Annotated in this window: 8 protein-coding genes; 7 read left to right on the top strand and 1 reads right to left on the bottom strand. The window is 67.2% G+C overall.

The window, feature by feature from the left end; translation table 11 throughout:
* Positions 1–96: 96 nt before the first annotated feature.
* The 6 genes from DFR29_RS10010 to DFR29_RS10035 all read left to right on the top strand — a co-directional run bounded on the left by DFR29_RS10010 (position 97) and on the right by DFR29_RS10035 (position 9,227).
* Positions 97–1,284, top strand: a complete 1,188-nt coding sequence (locus tag DFR29_RS10010) for a S8 family serine peptidase (protein ID WP_166653995.1) — start codon at positions 97–99, stop codon at positions 1,282–1,284.
* A 93-nt stretch (positions 1,285–1,377) separates the two neighbouring features.
* The gene (locus DFR29_RS10015; protein WP_279571517.1) at positions 1,378–2,754 is read left to right on the top strand and encodes a trypsin-like peptidase domain-containing protein; all 1,377 of its coding nucleotides are present in this window, start codon (positions 1,378–1,380) and stop codon (positions 2,752–2,754) included.
* A gap of 86 nt (positions 2,755–2,840) precedes the next feature.
* Positions 2,841–3,833 carry an AAA family ATPase gene (locus DFR29_RS10020; protein ID WP_133818454.1) on the top strand — a complete coding sequence of 331 codons (993 nt, stop codon included), beginning with the start codon at positions 2,841–2,843 and terminating at the stop codon, positions 3,831–3,833.
* Positions 3,830–4,906 carry a hypothetical protein gene (locus DFR29_RS10025; RefSeq protein WP_133818455.1) on the top strand — a complete coding sequence of 359 codons (1,077 nt, stop codon included), beginning with the start codon at positions 3,830–3,832 and terminating at the stop codon, positions 4,904–4,906. The genes DFR29_RS10020 and DFR29_RS10025 overlap by 4 nt, the downstream gene beginning before the upstream one ends.
* The gene (locus DFR29_RS10030; RefSeq protein ID WP_133818456.1) at positions 4,903–7,863 is read left to right on the top strand and encodes an SLOG cluster 4 domain-containing protein; all 2,961 of its coding nucleotides are present in this window, start codon (positions 4,903–4,905) and stop codon (positions 7,861–7,863) included. Before DFR29_RS10025 ends, DFR29_RS10030 begins: the two co-directional genes overlap by 4 nt.
* A 116-nt stretch (positions 7,864–7,979) precedes the next feature.
* Entirely contained in the window at positions 7,980–9,227 is a 1,248-nt protein-coding gene (locus tag DFR29_RS10035; RefSeq protein WP_133818457.1) for an MgtC/SapB family protein, read from the top strand.
* Between the two features lie 78 nt (positions 9,228–9,305).
* On the opposite strand, the gene DFR29_RS10040 is transcribed toward DFR29_RS10035, so the two are convergent.
* The gene (locus tag DFR29_RS10040) at positions 9,306–11,285 is read right to left on the bottom strand and encodes a M66 family metalloprotease (protein ID WP_133818458.1); all 1,980 of its coding nucleotides are present in this window, start codon (positions 11,283–11,285) and stop codon (positions 9,306–9,308) included.
* 507 nt (positions 11,286–11,792) lie between these two features.
* On the opposite strand from DFR29_RS10040, the gene DFR29_RS10045 reads away from it, so the two are divergent.
* Positions 11,793–18,833, top strand: coding sequence for a DUF7507 domain-containing protein (locus DFR29_RS10045; protein WP_166653997.1), 7,041 nt, complete (start codon positions 11,793–11,795; stop codon positions 18,831–18,833).
* Positions 18,834–18,907 lie beyond the last annotated feature (74 nt).

Raw genomic sequence — 18,907 nt, forward strand, 5'->3', positions numbered from 1 at the left:
TGAGAGTATGCGCACCGCGACGACACCCCCTGCCAACGGACCAAGGCCAGGGCGGGGATCGGAAAAATGAGCAGGCGGGAGAAAACCAGTTACGTCGTGGTTCGCCAACTCGAGCAGGACGACAAGCGCATCACACGCCAGTCGATTTCTGCCCAGGAAAGCGGAGCCAGGCTGCGCATCTCTGCCACCACGCGGCTGGAAATTTCCGTGCAGCAGGCCACCGAGCCGGAAGCCCGCAGTCTGCGCGAGGACCGGCGCAACCGCGCCGTCGCCACGTGCATGCCGCTGCGCCTGATCCGGCCCCGCCCCCGATCGGTGCCACTGGACAGCAGTGAGCGCCTGTCCGCCTGGGGCCTCGATGCGGTAGGCGCGCGCAACAGCACTGTCAGCGGCAAAGGCGTCGTCGTCGCCATACTCGATACCGGTATCAATCGCGCCCATGAAGCCTTCCGGCGCTTCGATGCAGGCAGCCTGCAGGAAAGGGATTTCACCGGCGAAGGCAACGGCGACTGGCACGGCCACGGCACTCACTGCGCCGCCACCATTTTCGGCGGCCCCATCGACGGCGTGCGTATCGGCGTTGCTCCCGGCGTGTCGCAGGTCTTGATCGGCAAGGTGATCGGCAAGCACAGCAAATCGTCCACCGAGGCACTGGTAAAGGCGATGGAATGGGCCGTTGCCGAGGGAGCACACGTCATTTCCATGTCGCTCAGTGTCAACCCCATCGCCATGGCCAAGGCACTGATTGCGCAGCGGCTTCCGGGCGACGTCGCCTGGTCGCAGGCGCTGAAAGCCTATCGGGAGAATACGCGCCTGTTCGATACGCTGTGTTCGCTGCTCAGCAGCAACCCCTACGTCGGCCGCGAAACCCTGTTCATCAGCGCTTCGGGCAACTCTTCCCGGCGCGACAGCGATGCCGACCATGTCGTAGCGGCTGAACTGCCAGCGTCTTCGCAGCACATGATCGCCGTGGGTGCGGTCGACGCGGGACGCAGGGTTGCCGCGTTTTCCAACAGCGATCCGCTACTGGTCGCACCAGGCGTCGACGTGCTGTCTGCCGGCAAGAATTCCGGACTGCGCTGCATGAGCGGCACCAGCATGGCAGTGCCGCATGTGGCCGGCTGCGCTGCATTGTGGATAGAGAAATTTTGCGGCGAATCCGCAGTCAGGCGTCATCCGCAGTGGCTGCAGCAGGTCAAGAGCGCCCTGATCAACAGCGCCGTGCCGCTGCCCGATGCGCATCCCGACGATGTCGGCGTCGGCCTGGTGCAGGCACCGGCATGAGGCCGGCACCGTGAGCGCAGGCCATTTCCCGCCAGTCAGGATGTGTAGCGCAGCGCCCCTCGGCAGGCGGCGTGCTGCAGCGAGGCCGCGATGATGGATATCCGGCGAGGAATCGTGCGGATCACGGCAGGAGGGGACCGTGGCACGGGATTTCTGGTGCGCGACGCGCAGAACTCGCTGTGCATCCTCACGGCGATGCATGTCGTCGCCGATGTAGAGGCCTCGATCGCCGCGGGCAGCCCGCAATGGCGGGCTTCGCATGCGACCGTCGCCTTCCACGAGCAATCGAGCATAGCTATCGATCTGGCGGCAGTCGAGCAAAGCGATGCGCGCGAGGACTGGGTCATGCTCCCCTTGCACGCCGAACGCCGGCCAGACTTTCCCGACAGCCTATCACCCCTGACCCTGGCCCAGCTCAGCGACAGCAGTGCCCAGCCACTCTGGAAAACACACGGCTATCCGTACATCGACGCACACGATGGCACTCCCATCGGCGGCACTATTCGCGCCGCACACGATGGCGAAATTGTACTGTTCTGTACCGAATTGCAGATGTCGGAAGCAGCCCTGGCAGCGGGCTATTCGGGCGCTCCCTGCATCTGGGAAGGGGCAGTCGTCGGCGTCATCATCGAGACGCTGAAAGACGAGCAGGGACAGTGCGTATTCGGCCGCCTGTACGCCAGGCCGATTGCATCGATCGCACGCCGCTGCAACCTGCCATTGGAGTCGGACGAGGAACCGTTCGAGCGGGAAGTCGCAGCAGAACTGTACAACCTTCCGCCGCCTTCGCTGAAGGGTGTGGCGCAAGCGCTGAACATCGATCCCGAAGTACAGGCTGACGTGCTGCTGAGCCGTATTGCCCGCGCCGTGCTGCGTGCCGGCAGCGCCGAATTGTGCAATGCCATCAGCCTGTCCATAGGCTATCTCGCCAATCCACAGGCCATTGCCGAGATGTCCGTCGCGCAGAAGCTGTGCCGCCGGGCGGTAGAGGTTCTGCACTGCCTGCGACAGCGCGAATCGCTATGCGTCGCCGCAGTGGCCCGCAGGGAAGGCGCGAAAATGCTCGTGGCCCGTGCATTGAACCGCTATGGCGACATCGACCGGCACCTGGGGTTCATGGCGCTGACCGAATTCACTGCGTCGGAGCGAAAACGCAAGCTGCGCGAACAGTTGCTGCTGCTTTTCAACGCCGAAGAAAGCGAAATGGGCGAGGCGCAACTGGAGCGATTGCTGCGGGAAAATGTCGTGAATCCCGTGATGGCATTTGCCTACGACCCGCGGATTAATCCGCGCGACGTGGTTGCCAGCTACGCCAATGTGCACGCGCTGCTGCTGCTCGACGAGCATGCGCCGACCGAGCTGCTGCGCAGCCGCTACCCGGTTTCGCAACCCTACAAAGACGCCGACGAGGAAAAAAGCGTGTTCGACTCGCTGAACGACGCACGCCTGCGGCTGAGAAGGAAGCCGTAGCACACGCACACAGAGCGAAAACATATTCTCAATAAATAGTTAACTATTACTTATATTCAATTTGCAGGATTCGAGGAGTATGCCCGATGTCCACGCACTACCATAAGCTTTTCGATCCCGACCTGCTCGCCCGCACGCCGCCTGCGCCGACGGCGAATCAGCAGCCCAACACCGCCGGGTACGAATACGACGAGGCCATCGTACTCGCCGTCAACGTGGCACTGGCCACCGGCAGGCCGCTGCTGCTGCGCGGCGAACCGGGCAGCGGCAAGTCGACATTGGCCGCGGACGTGGCCCGACTGAAGCGATGGCGCTATTTCGAAGTCGTCATTTCATCCAAGACCGAAGCGTCCGAGCTGCTCTGGCGCGTCGACCAGGTCGGCCGCATTGCCGATGCGCAGGCCGGTCGCCTGCACGAGAATCCCGCGAACTACATCGATCCGGGCGTGCTGTGGTGGGCGCTCAATCCGGCGCAGGCCCTTCGCCGCGGCATGGCCAGCCAGCCAGCCGCCCAGCCGCTGCGCAACGAACAGACCGGCTGGGTAGTGGACGACCCGGACAACACGCCGGCTGTGATCCTGATCGACGAAATCGACAAGGCCGAGCCAGACTTTCCCAACGACTTGCTGGTGCCGCTGGGCGTGCTCTGGTTCAGCGTGCGCGCCATGGGCGTCGACGTGCGCGTGGATGCGGCCACGCACATGCGACCGCTGCTGATGATCACGACCAATGACGAACGCGATCTGCCGCCGGCTTTCATGCGGCGCTGCATCGTGCTTGACCTGCTGCTGCCCGACAGGGAGCGCCTGCGCAAGATCGTCCGCCGCCATTTGAGCGAGGAGCAGCTCGACGACACGGTGCTGCAGCGGCTGCTGCAGCGCTTCGGCGAACTGCGCGAGGTCGCCAACGAGCAGCGTCTGCGCCCGCCATCAGCGGCAGAGCTGCTCGACGCGGCGCGCGCACTGGTCGGACTGGGCACGGACAACCGCACTACCCCGCTGGAGCACCTCGAAGAGATCAGCAAATTGGCACTGTGGAAACATGGCAGGTTGGCCGGCGCCGAAGAGGTGGCCGCGTGAACATCATCAGCCTGGGCGATCTGCTGATCGCCTTCGACACGCTGAAGATCGACACACCGCAACAACGCGAGGAGGTCTGTCGGTTGCTGCTGGCGGAACCCCCCGCAGACGCTGTGCGCACAGGCACGGTCGCCCGCACGCCGGCACCGCCGCAGCTTCCTGCGGCGAAGCCGCCTAACCCGCAGGAGCCGGCCGGGCTTGCGCCGGCAACCCCGCCGCAGCTGCCGTACGAACCCGCAGGACAACCGGCCGATGCCGCGGCGGAATTCGACTATCGCGCGTTCGACCACGCGGCGCCGGCACCGATCGACTGCATCCGCATCGAAGCCGGTGGCGGACAGCTGCTGCATCCTGGCGACGGCGCGGTTGCAGCCGCGGAGCCGCTGCTGGAGCGTAGCTGGGAGCGGCGCGTGCTCGGCGCCCTGCTGGCCACCGACGCGGCACTGGGCAGCCTGGACGAGCGCGCGCTGATACGCCAGCTGTTGCGCGGGCGGCCAGTGCGCAAGCTGCCGCGGCGTATTCGCCCGACCATGCAGCGCGGCGCCCAGGTGCTGCTCGACCGCCATCTGTCGATGATGGTGTTCTTCGCCGACCAGACCCACTTGCGCCACGTGATCCAGGGCATCGTCGGTCGCGAACGTGTGCAGGTTCTGCGCTGCGTCGGCTTTCCTCCGGCAGCCCGCAGCATTGCCAGCGAACCGCCGGCAGCCGATTTGTCTGCGCCCGGCCGCCACAGCCGGAAGATGCTGCAATGTGCCGTTGCCGAACCGGGCTCGGAAAAATGGCACGAGTATCGCCCGCCGCCGCCGCAGACACCGGTACTCATCGTGAGCGACCTCGGCCTGGTCCGCGGCGCGCATGTGCCGCAGCCGTTCGAATGGGCGCGCTGGCTGAATTTCACCGAGCTGTTGCAGGCCAATCGCAATCCGCTCTACGCGCTGGTGCCGGACGAAGCGGAACGCTGTCTCGATGCGCTACGCGAACGCGTGCGGGTGCTGGCATGGGATCGGCACACGCGTCCATCCCACGCCCGCCAGCTCAGAAGGGCGCGCGCATGGCAGCGGTCGCCATGAGCTCGCTGCTGTCCGGGCTGGCTGCGCCGTTGCTCGCATTAGCCGAGTTGGCCTCGCTCGCGGTCGAAGTCCAGCCCGGACTGCTGCGCCGTCTGCGCCGTGCCTTTCTGCCGCATAGCAGCCCGCTGCTCGAAGCGGAACTGTGGTCAAGTCCACTGGTTTCATTCCGCTCTGCCTCGTCGCTGGTACTGCTGCCGCAGGTTCTGCTGGAATTGCGTCCGCGCCTGGCGCGCGACCAGGGTCGTCTCGATGCCGTACGCGCCATCGTTGCCAAGGAACATGAAGCAATTTCCCCCGTGCTGTGTTGTGAAGAAGACCTGATCTACTGGGGCCTGGTCGACCTGCAGCAGCAGCCACGCAGCAACCTGGACGAAAACCGGCAGCACCGGGAAATCCAGCAGGCACTGGACAATGCCGTGCGCTCGATTATCGACGGACCAGATCGGGACAGCTTGCTGGCCTGGTCGGAACGGGCATTGCGCACGCTGCCGGCCCGCGTCGTGGCGCACCGGCGTGCACGCGAGCTGGCCTTGCTCGGCCATCGCGGCGATCGTCTCGACGGTGCTGCTGCCAGTGTCGTCGTGACCCTGCCCGCCGCCGACCGGACGGTCTTTCTGGACTGGCAGCGCGATGCCTTGCACCTGTCGCTGAACCCGCAAGCCCAAGGCCATTGCCTGGCCATTCCCGCGATCGAGCCCTACCTCGTCAATGTCGTTGCGCTGGACAGCGATGGCGCCTCGCAGACATTCGGACTGCTGCTGCCCAGCCACGCCGAAGTAGTGTTGCCGTTGCCGCGCAATACGCGTCGGCTGCATCTAGAGTCGCTGCGCCGCAATGCGCTGGAACTGCGCCGCGACTATGCGTCCACGCCCCGGCAGTCATTCGATGGCAGCTGGATCCTGGTAACCGGTAGCGTCGCCAAACGCCGCGCAGCGCTGGAACGCGCCGCTGCCGAACAGACCGGCCGCAGCCTCGCCAGGCTCGGCTGCGGCCTGATCACCTGTGGCTACAACGGCGTCGACCTGGCCGCGACACAGGCGTTTGCAGACGAGCTGCGGCGGCTGGGCCTGGATACTCAAGCCATCGACGAACGCCTGCTTCGCGTCGTCCATGCAAGCCGCCGCGGCGCATTCGAGCAGGGCCGCTTGCATCCCGTTTCCAGCCCCGAAGACGAATATCGCTGGCCGGTACTGAAAGCAGCCGCCGTCATCGTCATCGGCTGGGGCAAGGGAATCGCATACGTGGTTGACCATGCGTGGCTTGCCGGCCTGCCGACGTTTGCGTTTCCCCGCTCCGCCGCGCAAGGCCGTGACGGGACCATTGATATACAAATACCTATTGACGCATCGACGGAACAGGCCGCCGTTGCGCTGTTGAACGAATCGCTGCATCTGATCCATGCGCAGATGTCGGTCTGGCCGGGCCAGTCCTTGAAAAAGCTGGCGCAGCTGGCCCTGGTATACGGCAGCGCCGGCTGGTACTTCCGCATCAAGGATCTGGTGGAAGCGCTGCAGCGCGAAGAACCGATAGCGCACGGCAATACCGCAGCGGCGCTGACCAGCCCGTGCATGCCGGAACGGCTCATCGGCCTGCTGGCGGCAAGATCTGCGGATATCCCGAGTGCCGAAATCGTCGACGCCCTGCTCAAGGAACTGGACTACGCGCGCCTATGGCGCGAGCCGCGGCTGCTGCAGGAAGGACTGCTGACACTGCAGGCGCATCTGCGCGACGGAACCACCGCCGCCGACGCCAGGCTGCATACGCTGCTGCGTGACCTGAACGTGTTCTTCGAGAGCAATCCACATTTCGATGCGAGCGGCTACTTTCGCGAGATCGGCGCGAACTTGCGCCGAAAGGCGCAAGCAAGCGCCGATGGCCTCGATGTTTTCGCGCTGCGCTACGAATCGCTACGCAATCTGCATGCGGACTCGGCCTCGCCCCCTCTGCCGATGGACGCACTGCTGGCCGAGATTGCCGAACATGCGGGCAGAACCGCACTTTCAGACCAGCGCATCGGCGAGTATTTCGGCGCGGAAACCGAAGCAAAGCGGCTGGTCGCGCTGGGGCTGTGCGCCGGCCGGCCCGAAATGGCGCCGGTGGACATCGTGGTTCGCGCGATTGCCCAGCCGATGACACCGTTCGAACAATGCAGCGCTCTGCTGGCGGCGCAGAAGATCGGCGAACTGGGACACTGGCATCGGCTGGACGCATTGATCGCCGGCACAGGCGCAGCCCTGGGCGATGCGCAGAACATCATCAACAACCCCTCCGACAAAAGCCGCCGCCAGATCGCCGTTGCGCTGGTAGCCCGCGCTGCGACCAACCTGGGCGTGCAGCCGGACGCGCTCGCACAGAAGCCGCAACTTCTCGACCTGGCACTGCTGGGCGGCCAGCGCTGGAGTGGGGCTGCGGCGCCGTGTGTGGCCGTGATCGGCTCTGCCAGCAGCGGTGCTCTCGAAACCTTGAGCTGCGCACTGGGCACGTCATTGGCGGAGTACGGCTGGCGTATCCAGACCGGCTACGGCGCTCATATCGGTCGGCCACTGTTGCAGGGATTCAAGCGGGCCGGCGGCACGGCGATCACGGTAGTCGACACAGGCGGCAGTGACGACAGAAAGAACCGCAGACAGATCGACCGGCGGTTCGACACACTGGCCGATTTTCGCCAGACCTTGATCGGCAAGGCCGATTGCGTGCTGGCGATCGGCGGGAAAGCTGGCGCCTTGGCCGAAGCGGAATACGCACTGAAGCGCAAAAAGCCCGTACTGAGCCTGTACAGGACCGGCGGCTCGGCGCGGACCATCCATGTGCAGGCGATGCAAGACCTGCTCGAACGCGGCATGCCGCAACAACTGCTCGCGGTACTGGACGAATTCCTGCCAGAAGACACCATCGCAGAGCGGGTCGTGCGCATTCTGAACATCGTCTACCGGCTGACGCCCGAGCAGAGCAGCTAGACGAAAATAGACTATTTATCGCGTATATCTTTCCATTCGTAAGCCGCGGCGCCTCGCAAAAACCAACGCCCGCCCCTGCTGCTATGCTCGCCCCCACCCATTGCCAGGCACTACCGATGGACCCGGTCGGCGCGCAACAGCTGTTCGGACTGATTGCCGCCATCGGCGGCGGCCTGCTGGTCGGCGTAGGGCGCGAACGCGAGAAAGCGCGCCAGCCGGAACACGAACCGGCCGGCGTGCGCAGCTTCAGCGTTGTCGCGCTGGCCGGCGCGGTGGCGATGCTGCTCGGCCCCGTGGCGCTGGCCGTCGCCGGTGCGGCGGTGCTGGCCCTGGCGGCGGCTTCGTACTGGCACAGCGTCGAACACGATCCGGGCGTGACCACTGAACTGGCCCTGCTGGTCACCTTCCTGCTCGGCGCGCTGGCGCAGCGCCAGCCGCAGCTGGCGGCAGGACTGTTTGTCGCCCTGGCCGTGCTGCTGCAAAGCAAGTCTGCCCTGCACCGCTTCACTCGCCAGGTGCTGAGCGAGCAGGAGCTCAACGACGCGCTGCTGCTGGCCGCCTCCGCCCTGATCGTGCTGCCGCTGCTGCCCGACCGGGCGGTCGATCCCTGGGATGTGCTCAACCCGCGCAAGCTATGGCTGTTCGTGGTGCTGGTGATGAGTATCAATGCGCTGGGCTATATCGCCCTGCGCCTGCTCGGCAGCGGCCGCGGCCTGGTGCTGGCCGGCCTGCTCGGCGGCTTCGTTTCCAGCGCCGCCACCATCGCCGGCATGGGCCAGCGCGCCGCGGCCGATCCGCGCCTGCTGCACGGCTGCGTCGCTGCCGCCTTGCTGTCGTGCGTGGCCACGGTCGTGCAACTGACCGCGATTCTGCTGGCGATCGCGCCCGCACTGCTGCAGCGGCTGCTGGTACCGCTGGCTGCGGCCGGCATTGCCGCGGTGGCGATTGCGGCCTGGTTTGTCTGGCGCGGACGCACGGCGCAGGCCGGTGGCGAACAGACCCTCGCCGGCCGGCCATTCGCCCTGCGCCAGGCACTGCTGTTTGCCGCGGTGATTGCCGGCGCACTGTTGCTGTCCACGGCCTTGCAGCATTTCATCGGCGAAGGCGGCGTGCTGGCCGCTGCCGCTGCGGCCGGACTGGCCGATGTACATGCCGCCGCCATATCGCTGGGCCAGTTGGTCGGCAGCGGCAATGTGGCTGCGCACGAAGCTGCCTGGGCGCTGGCCGCAGCATTCACCACCAACTCGCTGGTGAAGTGCTTCGGCGCCAGCGTCGGCGGCGCCGCATTTGCACGGCCGGTCGTCGCCGGCGTGCTGGCAATCAACGCCAGCCTGGTGCTGGCCGTTGCCTTGCAGCCAGCCTGACGGCATTCCTGCCCCCGCCTGCGCTGCCCGACACTGCAGGGCCGGCCACGGCAATGCCGCGGCCGCCGCGCCGCCGCGTCACGGCCAGTTGGCGACGACAGTCGCCGTGCTCATGTAATTGGCCGCCGTCGTGGTGTTGCCGCTGTAGCTGAGGTTGTACGGCCGGTTGTCGCCGGGATTGCGCACTTCCATGGGGCGGCTGTACAGCACCATGCTCGCGATGGTCTTGTCGTCGGGCAGATTCACCGCCCAGGGCGCATAGCTGTCGCCGCTGAGTGGATCGGCCGAGCGCGGCGCGACTTTCAGCACGGCCTGGCGGAAACTGCCGTCGCTGTAGTTCACCCGCAGTACCAGGTCGGCGCCCCACCAGAATGCATCGCCCGACACCCAGCTCTTGATGTCGGTGAAATCGGCGGCGTCGGACGGGTTCCAGGTCTTCTTCAGATGGCCGACGTAGCGCAGCGGCGGCTGTATGCTGGTCGCGGCCGGCGTGGCACTGCTGTACGAGCCCCAGACCGTAACCACCTTGGTGTTGTACTGCTGCGGGTAGAAATGCTTCATCTGGTTGGCACTCAGCGCCGGCTGCGCCTGCGCCACATAGCTGCCGCTGGCCGTGTCCCAGCGCTTGAGCAGGGGCTGGCTGCTGTTGGGCAGCACAGCCACTACCTTGCCGCCCTTGGCGGGCATCTGGAACGGTGTCGCTGCCGCATTGCCGAGCGGGTCGCGCGGATACGCCACGCTGCCGCTGTAGGCCGCGGCAGCACCGACAAAAAAGCGAAATTGGAACAATGACGAATAGTCGCTGTACCAGTCGTAGGCCTGCCCCGGCGGCAGGCAGGTGCTGCCGCTGCGCTGCATGGGTTCCTGCCGTTCCTTGCCGGTTGCCGCGCAAACCGGCGCGATGAAGCTGTCGCTGGCGTAGTCGTAGGCCCAGCTGCTGCCGAACCCGCCGCCGGTGGGGCTGTTCGGCAAGCTGCCGTATTCGCCCGCATACGGATGCTGCCGATCGCCGGTCGGCGCGGGTACGCGGCCGTACCAGCTGTCGCCCCAATGCGGCATGTCGGCGCTGTGGCCCATCTCGTGGTTGAATGTCAGGCCGAAGTCGTCGCCCGCGCCGACACCACCGCCGGCCAAACCGCCGCCAATCTGGTTGTTGAGCGAGAAAGTGCCGTAGATCTGGGCAAAACGCTCCATGCCGTTGGCGTTCATCAGTACCTCGACCGCACGCCGGCCGCCGTTGATGAAACCGAAGCCGCTATACAGCGTGCAGGTACCCGCGCTCTGCTGCGCCGCAGTGCAGCTGGGCTTGGTGGTAGCGATCATGGCCGGTTGCGCCGTCGTCACGCCGCTGCCGGTGCGGCCGTCGCTGCGCGGCGAGATCGGAAAGCGATTCGTGACAATGGGCACGACGCCCGTGTAGTGAATGGCACTTACCGGCAATGTGGACAGGTACTGTTGTTCCCAGTTGGCCGGCTTGGGCGTAGGCGCGGTATCGCCGAACAGCATCAGGTCGGGCGCGAGCAGGGTCAGTATCGGCTCCGGCCCCAGCTTGAGCGTGGCCGCATCGAGCGTGCGCACGGCGCTGCCGGCGGTGATGTTCAAGGCCAGCCCAGCCTGCATCCAGCCGGCCGGCAAGGTCAGGGTGAAACTGTTGCTGCGGCTGGGCGCATTCGGATCGACGCTGGCCGGCAGACTGGCCGGGCCGGCCAGGCACAGGCTGCCCAGCGCCCTGCCCGCGACGCTAGCCGCGACGCGCACCTGTGGCGCGGTACCGCTGCCGGTGACGTCCACCTTGAGCAGGGCCGGACGGTTCGCCGCCAGCACGAAGAACGGATGGGTCGGTTCCAGCAGGTGCGTCTGTATCACGTAGACGCGGGCGATCTGCGCGCTGGCATTGGCGGCTCCGCTGCAGGCGACGGCATCGTTGCGGTCGGGCAGACGAATGCTGCGGAAGCCCATGTTGGCTTCGAAACTGTCACGGAACAGCGGGTCGTCCAGTGCGGCAGCGACCAGGGGAACGGCGAGCAGCGCGGCGGCGCAGAGTCGGCTGGGACGCATGGGGCATTCTCCCTGAGGGGTCGGAAGGTCGGGAAATTCAGTGCTTGTCGGCCCATCGGGCGTCGGCTGTCAAACCCGCGCAGTGTCAGCGATCTGCCCGGCTGCCTGCATCCCAATTCAGTCACAAAAACAATACGCATGAGCATTGATGCATCGCACCAATTCCTGCCCATGAGCACTTTTTTGTAAAATTTATAAGTATTTTTTCTACAACCAATACGGGTTTTCCCCAATCGTCATTCATCCATTGACAGCCGTATGGTGTTGCAGTACTTAGCCGTATCCTATGTTTAATAGTGGATAAGAGAACGGGACCTGGGGGCCCGCTCGACCTGCCTGTATCCGTCCAAAGTGCTGGACGCGCCGCCGCGCCGCCGCGCGCCTAGGCGCAGCTCCAACTTGTGGATAAAAAAACACTTGCAATCCGCAACAACGGCTCCGCGCACTACGCCGGACAGCTGTCGTTGCGGCGCACCCGAATCCATCGCCGTCGCGTGAGGAATGCCCATGTCCCGCTGCCCTGCCCGCCCGCCGCACTGCGCGGTTCTGCTTTCGCCGATGATGCCTGCGGCAGACAAAGCCGCTTCGATTCCCGGCGCAGGCACCACGCCCAGGCGTCTGACGCAGGCTGCCCGCCTGGCCGCCACGGCCGCCGCGACACTGCTGCTGCTCGGTGCGGGCATGGCCAAGGCGCAGATCCAGCGCGGCTTCGTCAATACGGGCTTCGAATTACCGAGCGCGGGGGCGACGACCTGCGTCTTCATCATCGGCGCCGACGCCATTCCCGGCTGGAACACCACGCACCCGGTCGCGAGCGGCGCACAGCCCGCTTCCTACTGCCCGCCCAACATCACGGCTGCGACGCCCGGCGCGACCGGCGGCGGCCTGATCGAGATATGGGCCAACGGCGGTGCCGGGGCGCCGTCGCTGGCCGGCACCCAGCATGCGGAGCTGAATGCCTATGTGGTTTCGCGTCTGTCGCAAAGCGTCTGCCTGATCAACGGCGAAACCGTGTCGTTCTCGCTCGGGCATCGTGGGCGCGCCAGCGCCTCTGTGCCCGACGTAGCCGAATTCAATATCGACAGCAATGCGAATACGGTGCTGCAGGCCAGCACCGAGAACGACGGCGGTGGTGGCGTCGTTCAATGCGGCAACACCGTGGTTGCGCCGACCAACGGCCCGGTAGCCGGCGCCAACGACGGCGCCGTGGTAACGCCGAGCTGCAGCTCGGTCATCGCCACCAGCGGCTGGCGCCGGTATTCCGGCACGTTCACCTGGAACGGCAGCAGCGGTGCCCACGATTTCGGACTCGCCTCGATCAGTGCCGCCGGCGGCTCGGCCGCAGGCAATTTCTTCGACGACATGAACATCACCCTGCGACCGGTGATCGAGCTGAGCTCGGGCCAGTTCTCCAGCCGCGAAGGCCAGCCGTCGGCACAGCCGCAGTTGCTGGTCGTCGGAACCGTACCGGCCGGCGGCATCCCGGTCTCGATCACCGTCGTTGCCGGCACCGCGACGCTGGGCAGCGACTACACCACGACCTCGACCTTCACCATTCCCGCCGGCGTCTACCAGACACCGACCGCCGTGCCGCTGACCGGCCTGATCACGGTCATCGACGACACGATCATCGAAGACAACGAAACACTGAGCCTGCAGATCCAGACCAGTGCGGCCTACGTACTGGGCTCTACCGCGACCTGCAACGCCGCGGCCCAGGCAACCACGACCTATACCATCGTCGACAACGATGTCGACGTGCGCACAACCAAGAGCGTCGTCAATGCCAACCCGCCCGCCGGCGGGACGGCCACATTCAACGTGACCTTCCAGAACAATACCGCGCGTCCGACCGTCGACGACCTGACCGCGCACGACGCCACAGTCAACCTGGCCGACGCCCTGCCCGCGGGTTTCAGCGCGTTCGCCTGGACCTGCAGCGCCAGCGGCACGCCCGCGCCGGCCTGCCCTGCCCCCAGCGGCAGCGGCGCGATCGCGACAACCGCCACCCTGCCCGCCGGCAATGCCGGCGCGGCCGGCGGCACGCTTACGTACAGCATCGTGGCGACCCTGGCACCGACCCAATGCGCCGCAGTCAGCAACAGCTCCGGCGTGACAACCATCGGCCAGGTCGCCGAAGCCACCGCGGCCCAGGCCGGCTTCGTCACGCCGGTTCCTGGTGGAACAGCCAACAACAGCGCCAGCGCCGGCGTCGACCCGGGCTGCCTTAGTCTGAGCAAGACCACGCTGGGCCTGGCCGGTGGCCCGTTCACCTTCACCCTGGCCAATACCAGCCAGGCCAGCGGCAGCGTCACGACGGCAGCAGTCGCCACCCCCACACCAGTCGACGGCAACGCCAGCGCCGGCACGCAGCCGTTCGGCATCAGCGCCGCCGGCAGCGACATCAGCATTGCCGAAGGAGCGGCGCCGGTTCCGTTCGTGCTGGCCAGCGCCAGCTGCAGCAACGGCAGCGGCACGGTCGGCAGCCTGAGCGGCGCGACCTATACCATCGCCGCGGCCGACGTCACGCCCGGCGCCGACTTCAGCTGCAGCTTTGCCAACCGAGCCGTGCGCACGGTGACGCTGAACAAGACCCTGGTTCCCGCAGCCGACAGCGGCCGCTTCGACCTGCAGGTCAACGGCAGCAGCGTGGCGACCAATGTCGGCAACGGCGGCAGCGGCAGCGTGTCGACGATCGAAGTCGGCTCCAGCGTCAGCATTGCCGAGCTGGCCGGCACACCCAACAACGGACTGGGCGCCTACGCCACGGCGCTGGCCTGTACCGGCACAAGCGTAGTCGCCGGCACGAACAACCAGAGCGGCAGTTTCACGATGCCGAATGCAGACGTCAGCTGCACCTTTACCAATACCGCCCGCGTCAATCTCGCCATCAGCAAGACCGCCACGCCCAGCGGCAGCTACCTGCCCGGCGGCCCGCTCAGCTACGCCATCAGCGTGACCAACAACGGCCCGGCCGCAGCCAGCGGCATCAGCGTCAGCGACACAGTGCCGGCCGCGGTCACGGTCTCTGCCTGGAGCTGCAGCGCCAGCGGTGCGATTGCCGACTGCGACACCACGGCCGCCGGCACCAGTGCCAGCGGCAGCGGCAATGCCATCGCCCTGAATGCGGTGGCGCTGGGCGCAGGCGAAAGCCTCAGCATTGCCGTTACCGGCACCGTGGCGATCACGGCCACCGGCTCCATCACCAATACCGCCACGGCTGCGCCACCGCCTGGCGCTACCTGCACGACCCTGCCTTGCAGTGTTTCGGGCACCGTCGTGAACACCGATTCCGGCACGCCGCAGCTGACCCTGGTCAAGAGCGCCAGTCCCAACGCATTCGCCGTCGGCCAGAGCGGCACGTATACCTTGCAACTCAGCAACTCCGGCACGTCGAGCACGGTCGGTACGCTGAACCTGAGCGATCCGCTGCCCGCCGGCATCACCACCACCGCCACACCCAGCGGCAGCGGCTGGAACTGCGCCGCCAGCACCACGACTGTCGTCAGTTGCACCAGCGCCGCCGTACTGCCGCCCGGCGCCAATGCGCCGCCGGTCACGGTGCCGGTGACCATCGCCGTCGGCACGGCCTCGCCGGCCGTGAATAGCGCCAGTGCCAGCGGCGGCGGCGACAGCAGCTGTCCGGCGGCAGCGCATTGCCAGGGCACTATTTCCACGCCCATCGATGCGCCGCACCTGGAACTGACCAAGTCGTTGCAGGGCAGCTTCGTCGTCGGCGTGCAAAGCCTTTACGTGCTCAGCGTGGCGAACACCGGCCAGGCTGCCACGCTGGCCGGCACCATCACCGACACCATTCCCGCAGGGCTTGCCATCGGCAGCCTGCCGGCCGGCTGCTCCGCCAGCGGCCAGGCGCTGACCTGCACCTTGCCCGCGGGCCTGGCCCCCGGCAACAGCGTCAGCTATTCGATTCCGGTCACACCGCAAGGCACGGCCAACGGCCAGAGCCTGACCAACAACGCCACGGTCAACGGCGGCGGCGACACCAGCTGCCCTGCCGCCGCACATTGCACCGGCACCACCACCGATACGGTCGGCGCGCCGCAGCTGTCGGTAGTGAAGACCGCCACGCCGGCCAGTTTCGTCATCGGCGTGCAGGCTTTGTATACCTTGCAGGTGACCAATACCGGCAGCGCCGCCACCACCGCGGTGACCACGGTCAGCGACACGGTGCCCAGCGGCCTGAGTATCGGCAGCCTGCCGCCGGATTGCAGCGCCGCCGGCCAGGTCGTCACCTGCACCATCGCCGCTGGCCTGGCCACCGGCACACCGGTCAGTTTCGCCATTCCGGTGACGCCGCAGGCCAGCCTGAGCGGCCTGTCGGTGACCAATATGGCCACGGCTACCGGCGGCGGCGACCCCAGCTGCATCGCCGGCAGCCCCAGCCTGCCACCACGCTGTACCGGCTCGACCACGACGCCGATCGGCGCGCCCATGCTCGACATCAGCAAGAGCGCCAGCGGCGCCAACTTCGTCATCGGCGTGCCGGCCAGCTATACCCTGACTGTGACCAATTCCGGTTCGGCTGCGACGACGGCAGTCGCCACGATCAGCGACACGATTCCTGCCGGCCTGGCCATCGGCAGCCTGCCGGCAGCGTGCAGCGCCGCCGGCCAGGTGCTGACCTGCAGCATTCCCGCCGGCCTCGCTGTCGGCACGCCAGTGAGCTTCGTCATTCCGGTAACGCCCGGCGCCTCGGCCAGCGGCCAGATACTGACCAATACCGCCAGCGTCAGCGGCGGCGGCGATCCCACCTGTCCCGGTGCAGCGCACTGCGAAAGCGAAACCAATACGCCGGTGGAAGCACCGCAGCTGAGCATCGCCAAGAGCGCCAGCGGCGCGAATTTCGTCGTCGGCGTGCCAGCCAGCTATACCCTGCAGGTGACCAACATCGGCACAGCCGCGACCACCGCGACGGCGACCGTGAGCGACACCATTCCCAGCTCGCTGAGCATCGGCAGCCTGCCGCCGGCCTGCAGTGCGGCGAGCCAGGTGGTGACCTGCAGCATCCCGGCCGGGCTGGCCAGCGGCGCCCTGCTCAGCTTCGCCATTCCGGTTACGCCGACGCCGGCAGCCAGCGGCACGACGGTGACCAACATGGCCAGCGTCAGTGGCGGCGGCGATCCCACCTGCCCGGCAGCGGCGCAGTGCAGCAGCTCCACCACGACGCCGGTCGATGCGCCCCAGCTCAGCCTGGTCAAGACCGCCAGCGCGAGCAGCTTCGTCATCGGCGTGCCGGCCAGCTACACCTTGAGCGTGACCAATACCGGCACGGCGGCGACCACGGCCAGCGCCACGGTCAGCGATTCCATTCCCGGCAACCTGACCATCGGCACCTTGCCGCCCGGCTGCAACGCTGCTGGACAAGTGGTCAGCTGTGTCATTGCCGCCGGGCTGGCTCCCGGTGCGCCGGTGAGCTTCGTCATTACGGTCACGCCGACCGCCGCGGCCAGCGGCAGTACGGTCAGCAACAGCGCCGTCGTCAGCGGCGGCGGCGATCCCACCTGCCCCACCGCAGCGCACTGCGGCAGCTCCACCCAGACTCCCGTCAACGCCCCGCAACTGAGCGTGCGGAAAACCGCCAGCAGCGCCGCCTTCGTCGTCGGCGTACCGGCCAGCTATACCTTGCAGGTGACCAACATCGGCAGCGCCGCGACCACCGCCACGGCGCAGGTCAGCGACACGGTACCGGCCGGCCTGAACCTGGGTGCGATGCCGGCCGGCTGCAGCGCTTCCGGGCAGGTGATCAGCTGCACCATCGCCAGCGGACTGGCCGCGGGCGTCAGCCTGTCCTTCGTCATTCCGCTGACAGCGACGGCCGCCGCCAACGGCCAGACGCTCAACAACACCGCCACCGTCAGCGGCGGCGGCGACCCCACCTGCCCGGCAGCAGCGCGCTGCAGCAGCAGCGTCAGCGTGCCGGTGGACGCGCCGGCGCTGAGCATCGTTAAGACCGCCAGTGCCAGCAGCTTCGTCGTCGGCGTAGCCGCCAGCTACAGCCTGACCGTCACCAATACCGGTGCCGTTGCGACGACTGCCGCTGCCAGCGTCAGCGACAACGTGCCCGCCGGTCTGAGCATCGGCAGCCTGCCGCCCGCCTGCAGCGCCAGCGGCCAGGTCGTCAGCTGCAGCATCGCGACAGGGCTTGCCAGCGGCAGCCAGGTGGTCTTCGTCATTGCGGTCACCCCGACCGCCGCGGCCAGCGGCAGCGTACTGACCAATACCGCCGTGGTCAGCGGCGGCGGCGATCCGGCTTGCCCCGGCGCAGCCAACTGCAGCAGCAGCGTCAATACGCCGGTCGCCGCACCGCAGTTGCGCCTCGTCAAGAGCGCCAGCGCGGCGAGCTTCGTGGTCGGCGTGCCAGCCAGCTACAGCCTGACCGCGACCAATATCGGCAGTGCCGCAACCACGGCCGCGGCCAGCATCAGCGACAGCGTCGCCGCCAGCCTGGTGCTTGGCGCCATGCCGGCGGGTTGCACCGCCAGCAGCCAGAATGTCAGCTGCACGGTGCCGGCCGGGCTCGCCGCCGGTGCCAGCGTGACCTTCGTACTGCCGGTTACGCCGTCGGCAGCGGCCAATGGCACGACCGTGACGAATACGGCAACCGTGTCCGGCGGTGGCGACCCTACCTGCCCGGCTGCGGCGACCTGCTCCAGCAGCGTCGACGTGCCGGTACAGGCGCCGCAGCTGAGCATCGTCAAGACCGCCAGTACCGCCAGCTTCGTCGTCGGCACGCCAGCCAGCTACAGCCTTAGCGTGACCAATACCGGCAATGCTGCTACGACAGCTGCCGCCAGCGTGAGCGACACCGTACCCGCCGGACTCAGCCTCGGCACCTTGCCGGCCGGCTGCAGCGCGAGCGGACAGCAGGTGGTCTGCAGCATTGCCGCCGGGCTCGCGCCGGGGGCCAGCAGCGTCTTCGTCATTCCGGTCACGCCGCTGCCCGCCGCGGCCGGCAACACCCTGACCAATACCGCGACCGTCAGCGGTGGCGGCGGTGGTTGCGCCGGCAGCTGCACCAGCACGGTCACGGTGCCGGTCGGCAACGAAGCCGACCTGTCCGTGCTCAAGACCGCCGGCGGCGGTGGCTCGCCCGGCGGACCGATCAGCTACACCCTGACCGCCAGCAATGCCGGCCCCAACACCGCCGTCGACGTGAGCGTCACCGATGCGCTGCCTGCCGGCCTGGTCTACCTCGGCGCCACTGGCCCGGGCTGGAGCTGCAGCGTCGCCGGCAACCTGCTCACCTGTACCCTGCCCAGCCTGGCCAACGGTGCCAGCAGCGCGATCGTCCTGGCCATGGAAGTACCGCCCGGCTACAGCGGTGCAACCCCGATCCTGAACACGGCCGACATCGCCAGCAGCACGCCAGACCCGAACCCGGCCAACAACAGCTCCACGGTCACGACGGCCATCGCCATCGTGCGCATCGTGCCGTCGCTGACGCCGGCCGGGCTGGCCGCACTCGCGCTGTTGCTGCTTGCGCTCGCCGCCACCGCGCGGCGGCGCGGACAGCGGCGCGCCGCATAACCGCGACCACGGCGGCCACGTCCCCGCGCCCGGACGTGGCCGCTGGCCAGGGCCGAACCGCTTGCGCCCAGCCG

The sequence above is a fragment of the Tahibacter aquaticus genome, assembly GCF_004363655.1.
GTDB lineage: Bacteria > Pseudomonadota > Gammaproteobacteria > Xanthomonadales > Rhodanobacteraceae > Tahibacter > Tahibacter aquaticus.

Bases quoted from the DNA above. Each gene is read 5' to 3' on its own strand.
- DFR29_RS10015 (WP_279571517.1), top strand. From the start codon at position 1,378: ATGGATATCCGGCGAGGAATCGTGCGGATCACGGCAGGAGGGGACCGT.
- DFR29_RS10020 (WP_133818454.1), top strand. From the start codon at position 2,841: ATGTCCACGCACTACCATAAGCTTTTCGATCCCGACCTGCTCGCCCGC.
- DFR29_RS10030 (WP_133818456.1), top strand. From the start codon at position 4,903: ATGAGCTCGCTGCTGTCCGGGCTGGCTGCGCCGTTGCTCGCATTAGCC.
- DFR29_RS10035 (WP_133818457.1), top strand. From the start codon at position 7,980: ATGGACCCGGTCGGCGCGCAACAGCTGTTCGGACTGATTGCCGCCATC.
- DFR29_RS10040 (WP_133818458.1), bottom strand. From the start codon at position 11,285: ATGCGTCCCAGCCGACTCTGCGCCGCCGCGCTGCTCGCCGTTCCCCTG.
- DFR29_RS10045 (WP_166653997.1), top strand. From the start codon at position 11,793: ATGTCCCGCTGCCCTGCCCGCCCGCCGCACTGCGCGGTTCTGCTTTCG.